16 protein-coding genes and 2 pseudogenes are annotated in these 17474 nt (G+C 64.9%); 11 read left to right on the top strand and 7 right to left on the bottom strand.

Translation table 11 applies throughout. The annotated features are described in order from the left end of the window. Positions 1-66: 66 nt before the first annotated feature. Positions 67-504 (bottom strand): Lrp/AsnC family transcriptional regulator, encoded by a 438-nt coding sequence (locus AB0J29_RS05490; protein WP_040691444.1) that lies wholly within the window; start codon positions 502-504, stop codon positions 67-69. 146 nt (positions 505-650) lie between these two features. Here AB0J29_RS05490 and ddaH point away from each other — a divergent pair, with 146 nt between their 5' ends. Next, positions 651-1514 carry a dimethylargininase gene (gene ddaH, locus AB0J29_RS05485; protein WP_364780000.1) on the top strand — a complete coding sequence of 288 codons (864 nt, stop codon included), beginning with the start codon at positions 651-653 and terminating at the stop codon, positions 1512-1514. A 196-nt stretch (positions 1515-1710) separates the two neighbouring features. Here the strand turns inward: ddaH and cobG are convergent, their stop codons facing one another. Then, complete coding sequence (cobG, locus tag AB0J29_RS05480) at positions 1711-3138, bottom strand: precorrin-3B synthase (protein ID WP_364779661.1); 1428 nt, start codon at positions 3136-3138, stop codon at positions 1711-1713. Between cobG and AB0J29_RS05475 the strand changes: the two genes are divergently transcribed. From AB0J29_RS05475 to AB0J29_RS05450, 6 genes and pseudogenes are all read left to right on the top strand, one after another. Beyond that, entirely contained in the window at positions 3137-3280 is a 144-nt protein-coding gene (locus AB0J29_RS05475; RefSeq protein WP_364779658.1) for a hypothetical protein, read from the top strand. The two genes, cobG and AB0J29_RS05475, sit on opposite strands and share 2 nt — an antisense overlap. Then, on the top strand, positions 3277-3417 hold the full coding sequence (locus AB0J29_RS05470; protein ID WP_364779655.1) for a hypothetical protein: 141 nt from the start codon (positions 3277-3279) through the stop codon (positions 3415-3417). The genes AB0J29_RS05475 and AB0J29_RS05470 overlap by 4 nt, the downstream gene beginning before the upstream one ends. Before the next feature lie 178 nt (positions 3418-3595). Continuing rightward, the gene (gene cobN / locus AB0J29_RS05465; protein ID WP_364779652.1) at positions 3596-7210 is read left to right on the top strand and encodes a cobaltochelatase subunit CobN; all 3615 of its coding nucleotides are present in this window, start codon (positions 3596-3598) and stop codon (positions 7208-7210) included. Positions 7211-7381: 171 nt separating this feature from the next. Continuing rightward, on the top strand, positions 7382-7912 hold the full coding sequence (locus AB0J29_RS05460) for a hypothetical protein (RefSeq protein WP_364779649.1): 531 nt from the start codon (positions 7382-7384) through the stop codon (positions 7910-7912). A 516-nt stretch (positions 7913-8428) separates the two neighbouring features. Continuing rightward, positions 8429-9319, top strand: coding sequence for a class I SAM-dependent methyltransferase (locus tag AB0J29_RS05455; RefSeq protein ID WP_364779646.1), 891 nt, complete (start codon positions 8429-8431; stop codon positions 9317-9319). A 302-nt stretch (positions 9320-9621) separates the two neighbouring features. Then, positions 9622-9840, top strand: a pseudogene (locus AB0J29_RS05450) (transposase family protein); the annotation flags it as partial. Positions 9841-9905: 65 nt separating this feature from the next. On the opposite strand, the gene AB0J29_RS05445 reads toward AB0J29_RS05450, so the two are convergent. Together AB0J29_RS05445 and AB0J29_RS05440 are read right to left on the bottom strand one after the other, a co-directional pair. Beyond that, a complete protein-coding gene (locus tag AB0J29_RS05445; RefSeq protein WP_364780024.1) occupies positions 9906-10202 on the bottom strand; it encodes a hypothetical protein in 297 nt (98 codons plus the stop codon). 410 nt (positions 10203-10612) lie between these two features. Continuing rightward, positions 10613-11611: an AraC family transcriptional regulator gene (locus AB0J29_RS05440; protein ID WP_364779643.1), complete on the bottom strand. Its 999-nt coding sequence runs from the start codon at positions 11609-11611 to the stop codon at positions 10613-10615. 82 nt (positions 11612-11693) lie between these two features. Here AB0J29_RS05440 and AB0J29_RS05435 point away from each other — a divergent pair, with 82 nt between their 5' ends. Then, complete coding sequence (locus AB0J29_RS05435) at positions 11694-12122, top strand: pyridoxamine 5'-phosphate oxidase family protein (protein ID WP_364779640.1); 429 nt, start codon at positions 11694-11696, stop codon at positions 12120-12122. 109 nt (positions 12123-12231) lie between these two features. Here AB0J29_RS05435 and AB0J29_RS05430 read toward each other — a convergent pair. After that, positions 12232-12685 (bottom strand): annotated as a pseudogene (locus AB0J29_RS05430) (ATP-binding protein); the annotation flags it as partial. 42 nt (positions 12686-12727) lie between these two features. After that, on the bottom strand, positions 12728-13447 hold the full coding sequence (locus AB0J29_RS05425; protein WP_364779997.1) for a VIT family protein: 720 nt from the start codon (positions 13445-13447) through the stop codon (positions 12728-12730). A 788-nt stretch (positions 13448-14235) separates the two neighbouring features. Here AB0J29_RS05425 and AB0J29_RS05420 point away from each other — a divergent pair. The 3 genes from AB0J29_RS05420 (at position 14236) to AB0J29_RS05410 (ending at position 16543) form a co-directional block, all read left to right on the top strand. Continuing rightward, a complete protein-coding gene (locus AB0J29_RS05420; RefSeq protein WP_364779637.1) occupies positions 14236-14802 on the top strand; it encodes a GrpB family protein in 567 nt (188 codons plus the stop codon). A gap of 542 nt (positions 14803-15344) precedes the next feature. Further along, a complete protein-coding gene (locus tag AB0J29_RS05415) occupies positions 15345-15491 on the top strand; it encodes a hypothetical protein (protein WP_364779634.1) in 147 nt (48 codons plus the stop codon). 656 nt (positions 15492-16147) lie between these two features. Then, positions 16148-16543 carry a hypothetical protein gene (locus AB0J29_RS05410; RefSeq protein ID WP_364779631.1) on the top strand — a complete coding sequence of 132 codons (396 nt, stop codon included), beginning with the start codon at positions 16148-16150 and terminating at the stop codon, positions 16541-16543. Between the two features lie 341 nt (positions 16544-16884). Here the strand turns inward: AB0J29_RS05410 and AB0J29_RS05405 are convergent, their stop codons facing one another. Then, on the bottom strand, positions 16885-17184 hold the full coding sequence (locus tag AB0J29_RS05405; protein WP_364779628.1) for a hypothetical protein: 300 nt from the start codon (positions 17182-17184) through the stop codon (positions 16885-16887). Between the last annotated feature and the right edge of the window lie 290 nt (positions 17185-17474).

The following is a 17474-nucleotide window of genomic DNA, read 5'->3' as shown; positions in this document are numbered from 1 at the left end:
CATATGAGTCTTGCCTCCGCGCGCTCGGCGCGGGTCGAGAATGCGAATGTCGAGAGGACACCTGCATCAGGTTCGGGGGCGTTCGAGGATGCGGGACATGACTATGGAGCTGCGGGTGCGGCCTACGCGGGTGTTCTCGCGGATGCGTTCCACGGTGGATTCGATTTCGGCCATGTCTGTCGCCATGACATGGACCAAGGCATCGGCTTCACCCGCGATGGTCCAGACGCCGACTACCTGGGGGATCGGCTCGAGGCTGCGGCGGAGTTCGGCAGGGGTGATGTTGTCGCGGTAGTACACCTCGACATAGGCCTCAGTGGTCCAGCCGAGTGCGGCGGGGTTGACCAGTGCGGTGAAGCCGGTGATCTGGCGGCTGGCGACCATCTTGTCGACACGGCGCTTGACGGCCGGCGCGGACAGCCCGACCTTCGCGCCGATCTCCTGGAACGAGGCGCGCGCCGATTTGAGCAGATGCGCCAGAATCTGCCGGTCGATGTCATCCAAGCCGCACCACTTCCGATCGACGCAATGATTCGCCGAATTCGATCGATCATGCGCAATGAATCGTTATTTCTGGCGCAATACTAGGCGATTTACCGTCGTGTCAGTGCAATGATCCGCGCCTACCCCCGGGAGACACGTTGACCTCTGTGACCACCCTCCGTATCGAGCCCGCGCGGCGGCCGGCACCACGCCGGTTCGTGATGTGCCGTCCGGATCACTTCGACGTCTGCTACTCGATCAATCCGTGGATGAATCCGCAGGAACCCGTCGATCGCGCACTGGCGCTGTCGCAGTGGGAAACGTTGTGCGCGACGTTCGAGCACTACGGCCATCGCATCGAGGTCGTGCCGGGGGAGCCCGGTCTGCCCGATATGGTTTTCGCCGCGAATAGTGGCCTGATCGTGGGTGAGCGGGCGATGTCGGCGCGGTTCACCCATGCTGAGCGGGCCGAGGAAGGTCCGGCGTATCACCGCTGGTTCGCGCAGCAGGGGCTCGTGGAGTTGGTGGGAGCGCAGGAAATCAATGAGGGCGAAGGTGATTTCCTGCTCGTCGGTGAGCGCATGCTGGCCGCGACCGGGTTCCGGAGTTCTGTTGCCGCGCATCGCGAGGTCGAGCGATACTTCGATCTGCCGGTGGTTTCGCTCGAACTGGTCGATCCACGCTTCTATCACTTGGATACGGCGCTGATGGTCCTCGGTGACACGAATGTCGCGTACTTCGCGCCCGCCTTCACCGCTGCGAGTCAGGCGATTCTGGCCGAGCTCTATCCGGATGCCATCCTCGCAACGGCCGCCGACGCGGTCGTTCTCGGGCTGAACGGTGTTTCCGATGGGCTGAATGTCTTCATCAGCAGTCGGGCCGACAACCTGGCTTCGGAGTTGCGTGCGCAGGGGTACAACCCGGTGGGCATCGATCTCTCGGAGTTGTTGAAGGCCGGTGGCGGGGTGAAGTGCTGCACGTTGGAGATGCACGAGGATCCGCGCAGTGCGCCGACCGCGGTGGCTTCGTAACTCGTGAGTTCGCTCGCGCCGCACCGCTGGTCGGTCGCTTGCGCGCCGGATGCCAGCCCGATTCCGTTGCCGTCGTTGGTGGCTGAGATGTTGTCCGCGAACCGGCCGCACCGGCGTCGGCGGCGCTGACGACCGGCGTCTCGCGCTTTGGTGTTGGGGCGCGATGCGAAGCCTGTCCGTCGCTTGCTGGGTGTCCTCAGTCGATGCGGTAGCCGTTTTCGGTGGCGACGATGTCGGTGACCGGGCCGCGCGGGCGGCCGCAGCGGCGGTCGCAGCCGGACCAGTGTTGGCGGCCGGCGACCATGACATCGTCGGCGCTGCGGAGTTCGATGGCCGGACCGAGATCTGTGACTGCGCTGGAGGCCGATGCCATATTCGGGGCGGGCGCCGCGATGTTCGGGTGAGGTGCGGCGATGTTCGGGGCGGGCGCAACGTCGTCGAAGTCGAGTGCTTCGGCGTCCGGAGGGAGCGCTGTGGCGTTCGGGGCGATGGCGTTCGGAGCGGATGCCGCCGGGTCTGTGGCTGTCGAGTCGAGGTTTGCGGTTGGGCGGTCGGACTCTGTTGCGTGGCCGTTGGTATCGCTGTCTGCGGCGGGCTGGTTGGTGGGCGGTACGCGACCGGACTCGACGGCCGCGGTGGCGTCGGCACGGACATCGGTGAGCGCCTTCGCGCAGCCTGGTTGGCCGGCGCAGGCGCTGACCTGGAGCCAGGGGGAGTTGGCGTCGAAGATCAGGCCCATGGGGGCGAGTACGCGAACGACCTGTTCGGCGGGCCATTCCTCGAGATCGGTGATCACCAGGCTGCGCCAGGGGGTGATGAAGATGGGACGTTCGATGGCGGCGATGAATTCGGCGATGCGGGCGGACAGGGAGCCGAGGCGAACGGCCGCGCCGAGGCTGACCAGGCCGTTGTCCTGGTCGAGCCAGCCGATCGGAATGTCATGGGTGGCACCGAATTCCAGGCGTTCGAGGCCGGGGGACAGGCCGAGGATGTCGGTCACTCGGCGCGCACCGTCATCGACTTCGTGCAGCCGCCATTGATCCGAGCCGAGATCGAGGAAGGCGTGCGCGGCAGCCAGCATCACCGGTACCGCGTCGGCCGTGGATACTCGGATGCCCGCATCCCTACCCGCCAGCACGAGCGCGAATTCGTCTGTGTCCGTGGCGTGCACACCGATATCGCCACCGAGGCCGCTGATATCGCCGCGACCGTCGTCGAGGGTGAACAGCACGCGGCCGGGCAGTTCGGCCAACCGCGCAGCGGCGCGCAAACCCAGGTCGAGCGCCGGAACGAGCGCATGCACATCCGCCCAGCCACCGATCCGACCGGACAGCGGCGAGGCGACAATATTGCGCACCCGCTCATGCGTATCGCTCGGTAACAGCCCGGCACCCGCCAACCACTCACTCAGCGCGGCCGCATCACGTACCTGCCGCAACTGCACATTGCCCCGCGAGGTCAGCTCGATATTCCCATCGCCGAGTTCGACGGCCGCCTCGGCCAAAGACTGCAATTGCCCCGGTTCCAGCCGCCCACCGGGTAGCCGAATCCGAGCCAGCGGCCCATCGGCCGCCTGATGCAGCCGCAGCACACCGGGGCAGGAATCGGGATTCGTACGCGTCATGACCCATCCAGCCTACGACCCGGCGGCAGCACCACCGGCGGTGGCCGCGATGCTCGATCCTCCGCGAGCGCCGAGTCGCGGTCTGGTCGATCTGCGGGGTGACCACGCCGAAATCCATGCCGACCCATCGCAGTGCACGTGAAGAATGATGCGTACCACGGCAAGACGCGCACCTTTGTCGGCAGCTACAGCATCGGCACCCAACGCACCGCCGCGGGGTGGCGGGTCGACAAATTCCACTATCACCTGGTGATCGACGGAAACGCCGACCTAGCCTGAACACCGGGCACTTACCTGTCGGCAAGCCGCGCGGGGTGGCGGGTTAGCATCTGGGTTGCTCGGCGGGCGATGAGGAAACCGGTGGAACTCCGGTGCGGTCGCGCCACTGTCGAAAGCCAGACCCTCTCCGGCGAGCACTGTAACCGATGGGCGCGTCACCCGAGGAAGGCTGCCACCTGTGATTTTGCTGCTGTCGACGTCCGACACCGACCTGTTGAGCGCGCGTGCGAGCGGTGCGGAGTATCGGTGGGGAAATCCGGCTCGGTTATTGGTCGACGACCTGCCCGCGCTGCTCGACGGCGTCGATCTGGTGATCGTGCGGATCCTCGGTGGCAAGCGCGCCTGGGAGGACGGGCTCGCGGCGGTGCGTGCCAGCGGGGTGCCGATGGTGGCGCTCGGCGGTGAGATCGCACCCGATGCCGAGTTGATGGAATGTTCGACGGTGCCCGGCGGTGTCGCCGCCGACGCGCACAACTACCTCGCCGCGGGTGGTGCGGAAAACCTCCGTCAACTGCACAATTTCCTCTCGGATACGGTGCTGCTCACCGGCCGCGGCTTCGAGCCGCCGGTGCAACTGCCGAGCTGGGGCGAGCTCGAGCGCACGCCAGACCTGGATCCAACCGTCGAGCACCCGCCGACGGTGGCCGTAATCTATTACCGCGCACAGCATCTCGCCGGAAACACCGCCTACATCGAAGCCCTCTGCACGGCAATCGAAAATGCGGGCGCGAAGGCCCTACCGCTGTACTGCGCATCCCTGCGCACTGCCGAGCCGGAACTTCTCGACACCTTGCGCACCGCCGACGCACTGGTGGTAACCGTCCTCGCGGCGGGCGGCACCAAGCCTGCCAACGCATCGGCCGGCGGCGACGACGAGGCCTGGGATGTCGCCGCCCTCGCCGAACTGGATGTGCCGATCCTGCAGGGCCTGTGCCTCACCAGTGGCCGCGCCCAATGGGAGGCCAACGACGACGGGCTTTCCCCACTGGACGTCGCCACCCAGGTGGCGGTCCCGGAATTCGACGGCCGCATCATCACGGTTCCGTTCTCCTTCAAGGAATTCGACGCCGACGGACTGTCCACCTACGTGCCCGATCCCGAGCGCGCGGCCCGGGTCGCCGGTATCGCGGTCCGGCACGCACAGCTGCGCCACATTCCCGCCGAACGGCGCCGCATCGCCATCATGATGTCGGCTTACCCGACCAAGCATGCGCGCATCGGCAACGCCGTCGGCCTGGACACCCCGGCCAGCGCGATCCGGCTCCTCACCGAGATGCGCACAGCCGGTTACGATCTCGGCGACGACAGTGCGGTGCCCGGACTCGCGGAACGTGACGGCGACGCGTTGATCCACGCGTTGATCGCCGCAGGCGGTCAAGATCCCGACTGGCTCACCGCGGAACAGCTCGAAGGCAACCCGATCCGTATCAGCGCCGACCGGTACAGCAGCTGGTTCGACACCTTGCCCGAGGATCTGCGCACGGCCGTGGTCGAGGCGTGGGGACCGCCGCCCGGTGAACTCTACGTCGACCGCTCGGCCGATCCCAAGGGCGAAATCGTCATCGCCGCACTGCGTTTCGGCAATATCGTACTGATGGTGCAGCCGCCGCGCGGTTTCGGCGAGAACCCGGTCGCCATCTACCACGACCCGGATCTGCCGCCCAGCCACCACTACCTCGCCGCCTACCGGTGGATCGCCGCACCGGACGGTTTCGCCGCCGATGCCATGGTGCACCTCGGCAAGCACGGCAACCTGGAATGGTTGCCCGGCAAGACCCTCGGCATGTCTGCCTCCTGCGGCACCGACGCCGCGCTCGGTGAGCTGCCGCTGATCTATCCGTTCCTGGTCAACGACCCGGGCGAGGGCACCCAGGCCAAGCGTCGCGCCCACGCCACCCTCGTCGACCACCTCATCCCACCCATGGCCCGCGCCGAAAGTTACGGTGATATTTCGCGTTTGGAGCAGCTGCTCGACGAACATGCCAATATCTCCACCCTGGATCCGGCCAAACTGCCCGCCATCCGCCAGCAGATCTGGACGCTCATGCGGGCGGCCAGAATGGACCACGATCTCGGTCTGTCCGAACGCCCCGACGAGGATGTCTTCGACGATATGCTGCTGCACGTCGACGGCTGGCTGTGCGAGATCAAGGATGTGCAGATCCGCGACGGACTGCACGTTCTCGGGCAGGCGCCCGCGGGGGAGACCGAACTCGATCTGGTCCTCGCGATGCTCCGCGCGCGCCAGCTGTGGGGTGGTGAACGGAATGTGCCCGGTCTTCGGGAAGCCTTGGGGCTGAACGAATCCGGTGCCGAGGCACGTGAGCGGGTCGACGCGGTGGAGACCCAGGCCCGTGAGCTGCTCGCCGGACTGCAAGCCGCCGATTGGTCGGTGGACGCCGTCGACGGAATTGTGGACGCCCTGAACGCACCCGCGTCCGACCCGACGTTCGCCGCGGTGCGTACCGTGCTGCGTTTCGCTGCGACCGAAGTCGTGCCCCGTCTGCGCCAGACCGGCATCGAAATCGACCGAATCCTGCACGCGCTCAACGGCGGTTTCATCCCGGCGGGGCCGAGTGGGTCCCCGCTGCGCGGTCTGATCAATGTGCTGCCGACCGGTCGGAACTTCTACTCGGTCGACCCGAAGGCAGTCCCGTCTCGACTGGCCTGGGAGACCGGTCAGGCGATGGCGGATTCCCTGCTCGATCGATACCGGGCCGATCACGGTGAGTATCCGCGCTCGGTCGGGCTGTCGGTGTGGGGCACCTCCGCCATGCGCACCTCGGGTGACGACATCGCGGAAGTTCTTGCGCTGCTGGGTGTCCGCCCGGTCTGGGATGAGGCGAGCCGCCGCGTCACGACCCTCGAGGTGATGTCGCTCGCGGAACTGGGCCGTCCGCGCATCGATGTCACGGTCCGCATCAGCGGCTTCTTCCGCGATGCGTTCCCGCATGTGCTCGCCCTACTCGATGACGCGGTCCGCCTGGTCGCCGACCTCGACGAGCCCGTCGAGTCGAATTACATTCGCGCCCACGCACAGACCGATCTCGCCGAACACGGCGACAAGCGCCGGGCCACGACGCGCATCTTCGGCTCTAAACCCGGCACATACGGCGCGGGTCTGCTGCAATTGATCGACTCCAAGAGCTGGCGCACCGATGACGACCTCGCGCAGGTGTACACCGCCTGGGGTGGCTTCGCCTACGGTCGTGACCTCGATGGTGCACCTGCCGCCGACGATATGCGCACGGCGTACCGCCGGATCACGGTGGCCGCCAAGAACACCGACACCCGCGAACACGATATCGCCGACTCCGATGACTACTTCCAGTACCACGGCGGAATGGTCGCCACCGTGCGCGCACTGACCGGCAAGAATCCGGAGGCCTACATCGGTGACAGCACTCGCCCCGACGCCGTGCGAACCCGCACGCTCTCGGAGGAGACCTCCCGCGTCTTCCGGGCCCGAGTGGTGAATCCGCGCTGGCTCGAGGCGATGCGTCGCCACGGCTACAAGGGCGCATTCGAAATGGCGGCCACCGTCGACTACCTGTTCGGCTACGACGCCACCACAAATGTCGTTGCGGACTGGATGTACGAAAAGCTCGCGGAGAGTTATGTTTTCGATGACGTGAACCGCAAGTTCATGGAGCAGTCCAACCCATGGGCGCTGCACGGCATTACCGAGCGGCTGCTGGAAGCGGCGCAACGGGAGTTGTGGGAGCATCCGGAGCAGGCAACACTGGACCAGTTGCGGCAGATCTACCTGGAGACCGAGGGTGAACTGGAATAGCTGGAAAAGCAATACCCCAGTTCCTCGGTATTTCGAATTATTTGATCTTGCAACGTAATTCGATTTCCTGATTCTCGCGATGCCGAGTGTGTCGAGAGCGCATGATGATCGATGTCCGATGTCCTTTTCTCGGATTCATCGATCGAATCGGCTGGATGATTGGAAATCCTGATGAAGATCAAAAATTTGATAGCGATAACAGTTCTGACCGTTGCCGCGACAGGCATCACCGCGGCCACCGCCTACGGCTCGCCTGAAGTGTCGTCGGAAACCGTTCTCAACGGCATGGATCACGGCGTCCAATACACTGCGGCGGTGGCGAAGGACCGCTCCGATGCCACCATCACATTGGCCTCGGGCAAGTTCGTCCTGACGCCCGAGGCGGGCATCACGGTGCTCGCACCCGACGGCTCAGTGGTCGCCACCGTGCCGACCACACTGCAGACGGTGGCGGGTCAGCAGGTGCGTGTCACACCCGAAGTCGATGCCACGGCAACGACATTGACGCTGACGCCGGTCAGCGCTCCGGCACCGCACTCGGCACCGCTGCAGTTCATCGGTGATGCGGGTACCACGGTCGCGGGTGTATTGATCGGATGCGCCGTCGGCGCGCTGATCGGGCTGCTGTTCATTGTCGTCGGATTCCTGCCCGGCTGTGTCATCGGGGGAATCATCGGCGGTATCGCGGGCGCCAATCAGTGACGTGCTGACGCGAGCTGTTCGAGTAACGCTCGAACGGGTAGTCCCGGCCGGGCTTTCCGCGGAATTCGCCCGACCGGGGTTGCCGCTCACCGAAATTCAGGGCACATCTCTTGTCGATTCGCGCCCGCTGCTTTCCGAAGGCGTTCGGCGGTTGCGCGGAGGTGCGCGGCGAGCACCGGCGCGTCCAGGACGCCACCGCGAATCCGGCTGACACAATTGACGCTCGGCAGCGTCCTCGAGCACGAACGCGACAAGCTGTGGCAGCACTGGAGCGTCTGCTGCGCCGGCCTGGACGCGGGATCGTGGACGACGAGTCGATGCTCGCCGAGACAACCGAAGTTGCCGAAGAGAGCAACCGCTTGTTCGAGTCGATAGCGGCGCCGGCATCTTGTCCTGCCGAGGCGCAGTATGGAGGGGGCGTGTGGGCGGCTACCGCCGGGCATCCGGATCCGTAGTCCGCTAAGTCGTATGATCAAGTTTATAGCCACGGCAATCAGGAAACTTCGAGGACGGCATATGCGTACCGAAGGCGATACCTGGGACATTGTGAGCAGCGTCGGCATGACAGCGCTCGGCGTCGCGGCCGCGCGCGCTATCGAGACGAAACGGCCGGATGCCCTCATCCATGATGAGTACGCCGCCCGGTTCGTGGTGGCATCCGGTGATCCGGACATGAACCGACTGATCACCGATCCGACGTTGTGGGCGCAGATCCCGTTCACCTCTGGGTTCATCGGATATCGAAGTAAGTTCTTCGACGATTTCTTCCTGTCTACGGCGGCGCCGGTGCCCCAGGCGGTGATCCTGGCTGCCGGGCTCGATGCCAGGGCCTACCGGCTGGATTGGCCGGCAGGCGAGGTCGTGTTCGAGATCGACCAGCCCAAAGTGTTGGAATTCAAACACCGGGTGCTCACCGAATCCGGCACCGCGCCGAGATCGGATCGGCGCGAGGTAGCCGTTGATCTGCGCGACGACTGGCCCGCGGCGCTTGTCGAGGCAGGATTCGATCCGACCTCGCCCACCGCATGGTCGGCGGAAGGGCTGCTGCCCTACCTGCCAGGTGCCGCACATGATGCCTTGTTCGCGCGGATCGAACAGCTTTCGGCACCCGGGAGCGCGGTGGCGGCGGAGATTGTCGGCACGGGCGTCGACATTGGCCACATTGCCGAGCAAGAGTCGGACTACTTGAAAGACACCCCGTTCGGCAAGGTCGACCTCGCGTCACTGTTCTACACCGACGAACGCACCGATCCGGCTGAATCGCTCGCCGCCCACGGCTGGACCACGTCATCCCTGGACCTGCAGGAACTGGCCGATTGCTATGACCGTCCCATGGCACCGGTCGAAGAGCCGCTGAACCAAATGTTCGACAGCCTGCGTTTTCTGACAGCTATCAAGTCGTCCTGATTCGGCGCTGTGCGGCGAGCACCACTGCCGCATTCGACGGAGTTCGCTGATGCGGAAGTCGGACCGCGCCCCGGCCTGGGCACTACGAGCGACCTGCCGTGACCTCACACCATGAATCCGTCGCGGTCAGACCCACGGCAGGCCATCGCCTCGCTTTGCCCGTGTCGAACTGGCCACTGTGCCACTGCTTGTCAACTCCGGCCCATCCGTGGATCTGGCACGGTTTGTGTGATTGATCCGTCCTGGATTGCCAACGGACGCTTGATGATCGATCATGTGGCCGGTGTTCTGGTCTTGGACCGATGGTGGTCCTGTTCCCTCATCTGGTCGGGCTGCAGATCGACAGCGTGGACTTGGCAGGGGCCAGGGTGCGGATCGATGCGAGGACGGGTGATGAGCCGGCCGCGTGCCCAGGGTGCGGGTGGTTGTCCCGGCGGGTTCATAGTCGTTATCGGCGGTGGTTGTCCGATACCGCGATCACTGGCCGGGAGGTGCTGATCCGATTGCAGGTGAGGCGGTTGTTCTGTGACAACTCCGATTGCGGCAGAAAAACTTTCGCCGAACAGGCACCGCGCAATCAGGTTTGCTATCGGGCTCTTGACTTCCGGCGCAGATACTCGCCCAACGAGAGGTCCGGCTGCTTTCGGAACTCTTTGGGCCTGCGACCCCTCAGCCGCAGCTCGGCAACGTCTGACGTTTCGGTGTCGACCAGCCCGGTTGCTGCAAGCAGATCCTGGTGGGCCCGATGCCGATTGGCGCGGTGTACCCGTGCCCGCTTACGTGGCAGGTTCTTCCGCGACGCCTTATCGTTCTCGCCGTAGGCGTTGCGGCGGTCCTTGGCGTAGCTCAGCTGCTTCTTCTCTTGCGGACTTCTCCTCATCACGCACCTACCGTATCGGGACTGTCGAACCATTTCCTGATGGCGATGGGCATACTGCGGCGACCGAGCAGACACACAAGCGCACCCAGTTGCTCGCTCCAGAACTGTTCACGAAAAATGGACAGATCCCCATCCGTGACCCGCCTCTTCCGACTCAACCGTGACCCACCCGGCTCCGACGACCGTCCAGTAGTGCCGAATCCAGCGCGTTTATCACGCTGTCTCAGCTGCTGCGGTCGATCGTCGAAGTCTGCTATCGGCGCAGCGCACAAACACCGAGGTGGAGTCCACACCGAAGCGGTTCGCTGTGACCGGGCTGGCCAGCGTGGCACCGCGGTCGTGCTCGACGGCAATACACCCGTCGTGGATGCCCGCGTTGCCCGGCGTGGCGCGACGTGGATGCCGGCTGATTCTCAGGCGTTCGAGCCGGCCGGGGTGGTGCTGGCTGGAACGAGCCGCTCGATCGCGGGGGAGGCTGTGGTCGCGGTGCGCCGGAACTCGCTCGGGTTGACGCCTCGGACTCGTTTGAACGCCGCGCTGAACCCGAACGGGTCGGCGTAGCCCACGGTGCGGGCGATGTCCGCGACGGTTGCGGCGTCCCGCTCGAGCAGCAGGTCCGCCGCGAGTGCCATGCGCCAGTGGGTGAGGTAGGTCAGCGGCGGTTCGCCGACCAGGTCGGTGAACCGCTTGGCCAGCGTCGAACGCGACACCGCGGTGTGCTCGGCCAGCGCGGCGACCGTCCAAGGTGCGGCTGGTTCGGCATGCAGCAGGCGCAGCGCGTGGCCGACCACCGGGTCCCGCTGAGCGGCCCACCAGGCCGGGGGTGCGCCGTCGGGCCGGTCGAACCACTCGCGCAGTGCGCAGACCAGCATCCAGTCGAGCAGCCGGTCGAGGACTACCTGCTGGCCCGGCGTGTCGACAGCGACTTCGGCGGCGAGGTGATCCTGCACGGCCTCAGCCGTGCCGTCGGCGTCCACGCGCAGCACGTCGGGCAGCGCGTCCAGCAGCCGGCGACTGAGCTCGCCGCGCACCGGATAGGCGCCGACGATCAAGGTGGTCGCATCAGGGTCGACTCCGCCGTGACCGGTGTCGTTCCAGCCGAGCCGGTGGTGGGTCCCGCCCTGCTCGGGTGTCGCGCAGAACTCGCCGCACGCGATCGGTTCGGCCAGGGTGCCCACCTCGTCGACGAAGGTGAACGTCGCGGGGCCGCGCACGACGATCGTCTCGCGGGCGCGAAGCGGTTCGGGCGGACGGTGTTCCGGCACGATCCACCCGGCTCCGGACAAGACGGTGCACAGGGTCAGCGGCGCGCCGTCCACGAAGTGCAGTGCCCAGGGCGGGGACAGCGTCGAGCTGCCGAACAACGAGCCGTGGGCTCGCACCCCTCGAAGCAGGTCACTGAACGCGTCCACCTCAGCGAGGTTAGACGAATACGCAGGGGATCCGGCGCCTTACCCATGGGATCGTCCGAGTCGGCGGTGTTGAATCGGCATCATGAGCACCAACACCAATGCACTGACCACCCAGGACCTCGAGTTCCTGCGGCGCCCTCTGCATGGATTCCTGTCCGTGGCCGGGGGGCCACTTCCGCCACAGCCCCGGCCGGTGTGGTTCGAGGCCACTGCCGAGGGCACGATCCAGCTGTTCACGGAGCCGGACTCGCTCAAAGTGCGGCGCCTGCGCAACGACGCCCGCGCCTCGATCGTCGTCGCCGCCCCGGTGGGTGAACGCGAACGCTGGCTCTCGGTCGCCGGCCGCACCACAGTGGAACCCGACGGGGCGCACGACCTGGCCGCCCGCCTGGCCACCCGCTACTGGGATCTCGACGACCCGGCCCGCGCCGCCGACCTCGCAGGGATCCTGGCCGCAGACTACGTCCGGCTCGTCATTCATCCGCAGACCGTAAGCCGCTTCCTGTTTTGACCTGCGCGACAATCTCTTCACCTGCACCACCGTCCCCCAGCGGCAACGAGCGGGCATCGCGTGCGGGCGGTAGGAACGTCCTCTTCTGCCGCATATCGTGTGCTCGAGGTCAGTTGTTGGTCTCGGCCGCGGGGACGCGGCCGAGGTCGCGGCCCTCGAGCCGGTAGCTATCGCCTTTGAGGGAGATGGCCTCGGCGTGGTGGACAAGCCGGTCGATCATCGCCGCGGCGACGACGTCATCGCCGAACACCTCTCCCCAGCGGCCGAAATGGGTTGCGCGCCTGGCCGAGGCTCACTCGGCCGGAAACCTGGCACGCGCGGATGGACAGCCCGATCGACAGATGCGTCTTGCCGGTTCCGGGCGGGCCCAGGAACACGGCATTCTCGCGGGCGGTGACGAAGTCCAGGGTTCCCAGATGAGTGATGATGCCGCGTTTAAACGAGCGCTGGTGGTAGAAGCCAAACTCCTTCAACGACTTTCGTGATGGGAAGCGGGCGGCGCGGATGTGGCCCTCGCCGCCGTGGGCTTCGCGGGCGGCGACTTCGCGTTGCAGGCAGGCGGCACCCGGAACCTAGAGGTCAGTATCGGGCCGGATTCGACACCGCTACAGGGCTACACCGACCAGATGGCCGACCGTGTACGTCACGAGCATCGCCACGGCACCGCCGATGAGCACCCGGATCGTCGCGGGCCGCACCGGTGCTTGCCCGAGCCAGGCTCCGGCCGCGCCGGTCGATGCCAGCGCGACCAGCACCGCGCCCGCGGTGAACGGGACGCGGATCGCGGTGGGGACGAGGATCGCCAGCAGCGGAAGCAGGGCGCCAAGGGTGAACGAGATCGCCGATGACACCGCCGCATGCACAGGGTTGGTCAGCTCATTCGGGTCGATCCCGAGTTCGGCCTCGGCGTGCGCCAGGAATGCGTCCTGCGCAGTCAGCTCCTCGGCCACCCTCCGGGCCGTCACCGGCGACAGGCCCTTGTGTTCGTAGATAGCCGCCAGTTCGGCCAACTCCGCTTCGGGCTGCTCGGCCAGTTCCCGGCGCTCGACCTCGAGGATCGCCCGTTCGCTGTCGCGCTGGGTGCTGACCGATACGTACTCACCGAGGGCCATCGATACCGCACCCGCGGCCAGACCCGCGATACCCGCCGTCATGATCGTGCCACGATCGGCCGTCGCGGCCGCCACGCCGATGACGATGCCCGCCACGGAAACGATTCCGTCGTTCGAGCCCAGCACGCCCGCGCGCAGCCAATTCAGCCGTGCGGCAAGCCCGTTGCCGTGGGTCTCGGAGTGCGGCAGGACCGCTGAATTTCCGCCGTTCATCAAAAGCACGGGGCCAACGCTAATCGGCTTTCCGACGCCGTGCCAGCAATGTAAGGCTGCCCGAAATTAGGTAAACCATTGCGTAGGAAGGGTTTACATACCTAACTCGCGCTTTCGTCCCGACAGCGTTCCGGTCGGCTGATCTCGGCTGACGAGGTGCAAGACCAACTATTGTGTTGCGCGTGAAGTGCATCTCCTGAGTCGTTAGCCTGTTTTTGTGTCGCATCGTGGGTCTTCTGCTGGTCGTCCAAAATGGCCGAGCAGTTAGAGATAGCCATTGGGTGATCCGCCCGAATTGGCGAATCGCTTTTCGGCTGTCACGCTTTGCCTCGTCAATCAGCACCCCGCTGGGTGAGACTCCTGTTCGAACACAGGCCACTGATCCGACGCCGTTGTCGGCAGCACGCGAATTCTGGATCTGGCACACATCGCGTGACGCGCCCCCATAGGATCACTCACTCAACAGTATCCGCCTCCACATCAGATCACGTTCTGCGCTGTTGGTCGGCCGATCAGGTGGAACTGGTGGCGGCATCGGCCGAGAGATGCCACTGTCAGTTCCACGTGATCACTTGTCCAGTAGTGCATCTCGGGCTGACCGCAGCGGCCGACGATCACGGAATATGCGCCAGAGCCCCAAACCTGACCTCCTCCGGAAAGAATCCTGTTGAGCGACTGAGCAACCCCTACGCGGCGATTGGAGACCGTACAGGGGTACAAGCTGACCTCGAGTGCGGACTTGGTGAGCTTCAGGGCTTCTATCCTCTACATTGCGCCCATCTATGAGGATGGTCCACGTGAACGATCGAACAGAACTGATCGGTGGCATAGAAAAGCGCGACATTCAGATCGTCGATTACGACGCCGTTTGGCCGCAACGCTTCATCGAAGAGCGTGCCCGCATCGCTGACGCTCTTGGCGGCACCGCGCGGCGCATCGACCACATCGGTTCGACGTCGGTGCCGGGTCTTTCCGCTAAACCGATCATCGACATCGACCTCAGCGTCCCCGATGTCGAGGATGAGGCAGCCTATCTCGATGCGCTACTTGCCGCGGGCTACCAACTTCGGGTCCGGGAACGAGGCCACCGTATGGTGCGAACCTCGCGCCGTGATGTCCATGTCCACATCTGTTCCCTCGACAGCGCTTGGGAACGCCGCCACCTCCTCTTCCGTGACTGGCTGAGGCTCGACGCCGCCGACCGCATGGCATACGAACAACTCAAACATCAGCTCGCGCAAAGAGACTGGACCGATATGAATGCATACGCCGACGCAAAGGGCCCACTGATTGCCGAAATCACCCAGCGGGCACAGACGTGGGCTCAGACCTCTGGATGGACACCGGAAATCTGAACGCCGACCCTCTACCGACCACCAAACCTGCAGCCGCACAGCCAAAATCACGAAATTCGTGCCAGAGCAACGATTCGCCTGCCGTTGACAGCCGTCGAGAGACGTCCAGGCTCAGGACAGGTTTCCCCGGATTAAGGGGTAACCCCAGGTGGCTTCCCGCGTAGTCGGATACGTCGTGCAGTGCCGAAGCTCTGACGAGAGGGGTGCTCGCCCTCAGGTTTTCCTGGGGCTATCCCCCCTGTGTTCTGGCGCGACGAGTAGTGACGTCCGCGTACATCCCGGCTGCAAGGAGGTGAGGGACGAGCAATGAAGTCCGGAGATAGTCCGTATCCGAGTCCGGTTCGAAAACATGCTTCGTTCCCAGCTTGCTGCAGCCCCGTGAACGCCTGACACCGCAGAAATTCGAGCATCGACCACCTTCGCCGGCACCGCGCCTGAATGAGGGGGGCGATGTGGATTCCGCATGCCCTGAGTACCCCGTAGGGCCGGTCAGCGTGCCGGGAGATATTGCAGCAGTTAGGTTTTCGTCAAGGAGCAATGTTATGGCCGTGATCGCTTTCCCGACCCACGACACAATCTCGCTGACCGCAACGGTGAGCGAGTTCTTCCGCCGGTTCCGCGCCAAGGCCCGGCTGACCGATCAGGAGCGCGCCTGCACTCGTTCGTCCGCGGCGTGCGCGGCGACCTGATGCGGTCACCGCCGGATTGACGCTGCCCTGCAGCGGCGGACCAGGTCGAGGGGTGTGTCAACCGAATCAAGATGATCAAACGCCAGATGTTCAGGCGCGCGAAAACGGGCCTTCTCTGGAAACGAATCCTGTTGAGCGACTGAGCAATTCCATCGAATCAACGCCAACCGCATCTGGTGCGCCATCGCCGCGCTGACTCTCGCATCGGCCGCTGGCTGCAGATGCACGCCCCGTACGACCACCCAGCCCGCCGCTGGGAACCGAAAACCCCTCGCCTGCAGCTGTTCTCAATCGCCAGCCGAATCGCCCGCCATGTCCGCGGTGTCCGGCTGTCCCTGTCTCGCCACGCATCCGGAGCCGGCTTGCTCCTCATCGCCGCTGGCCACCTGTAGCCCGGCTGACCAGCACTAAACCGCTCCGACAAATCTGAAAGGGCATCACTCCGGGCCGGTGGAACCCGGAAGACACCTGACTGCGGGGAACCCAAGTCTGCCCATACGCTGCGCACACGCAACGAAAACCCAACCCGAATCCGGTCACGCCGGACCGAAGGCCCGGCGAAAGAGCGCGGCACTGACCAACAGTCGAATGTGCTCGGAATCCCGTGGTGGAAGCCAACATTCGGCTCACTCACTCGCTTCCGGTAAGGTTCGTTTGTGACAAATAAGCGAATCAACGGATCCATTCTGCTGGCCGCGTTCACTGCGCTTGTCGCGTTCGGCCCGGTCACCGCGCCGGCGAACGCGCAAGCGCCGCTGCAGGCTCCCGAGGTCACCTTCGCCGGCACCGCGCCGGGAACCGTGACAGCGACGATAAAAAACCCTAATGGCACCGGCCGGTGCTGGGCGGAAGCCGGCGTCGGCCCCGAGAACAATCACCGCTTCTTCGGCAACAGCGCCCCGGAGTCCCTGGCCGGCCCCGGCCAGACCGTGACCACAACGTTGGAAGGGCTCGAATCGGGCACGACCATCAGCGCCCGGGGCGGCTGTTTCGACGACACCTCGACCGGCGGAATGCCGTTCACCGAGCCGGTGACGGTTACCGTCCCTTGATATGCGCCCGCGGCGGCCAACACCCGTCGCGACCGAACCGGGCGAGGTAAGGTTTACCCGCCTTCATCCGGCGGAACCGAGGGCGATCGGCACCCTGACCTCGGCCGTTCACGCCGGTTGAGCTGACTGTTTCCGCGGAATGGCGAAAGGTGCTCCGAGTTGTGATGATTCGACTTGTCCAAGGTTGAATCGGAAGTAACGAGGAGCACCCTTCTGGTGAGGGATTCTACGTCGCGGTACCCGTCGCTGAAATTGACGAGAACGGCTCGAAGGTGGGGTCGCCTGCGGCATTATTCAGCAGTTGGGCGCGGCGACGCGGACAGTATGTTCATGAGCCGGCACTAACTCAGCACGCCGGGGAACCGCTCGCGAATAGACCCGTGCTCGCGTGTTTGCTCCGTATAGCCGTTGAATACGCAGTATCGCTCGCCCTTGAAGAACCACAGGTACCAGGCGTCGAACGCGAATGCGTCGATGTCCCTGTGGAACTCCGACGGCGAGTTGGTGGAGAGCGCTCTCCAGATCTCTACACGGAGCACATTGTTGTTGCCGTCGTAGGACGCGACCCTGTTGTCTTTGAAGAACCACATGTGCTCCCAGTCCTCCCAGCCGAAAGGGGCGATACGTCTCCTTCGGCTCACAACGAACATCCAGTTGTCGCATGGCGGCTCGCCTCACCGATGTGCCGACGCACGGCGGGACCGACACGCCGAACGTAACCATCGGTTAGGGCAAGCCCCGTGCACCGCGGGCCCCCTCAAGCCAGGCGTCCATGCATTTCGAATGACCTGGGTTCACTACGGATTTCAAATGTCGAGTACGAAACAGCTTGAGGGCCAACCACTCTGGAACACCATCGAGTCCGGTGCCGCGTGGAGAGGTCAGGCGGTCGATCTTGCGAAGCCTCGATCACGATGATGCCAGCGCACTC

The organism is Nocardia sp. NPDC049707 (assembly GCF_040674855.1).
Classification (GTDB): domain Bacteria; phylum Actinomycetota; class Actinomycetes; order Mycobacteriales; family Mycobacteriaceae; genus Nocardia.
This window is presented reverse-complemented; position numbering and strand designations above follow the sequence as displayed.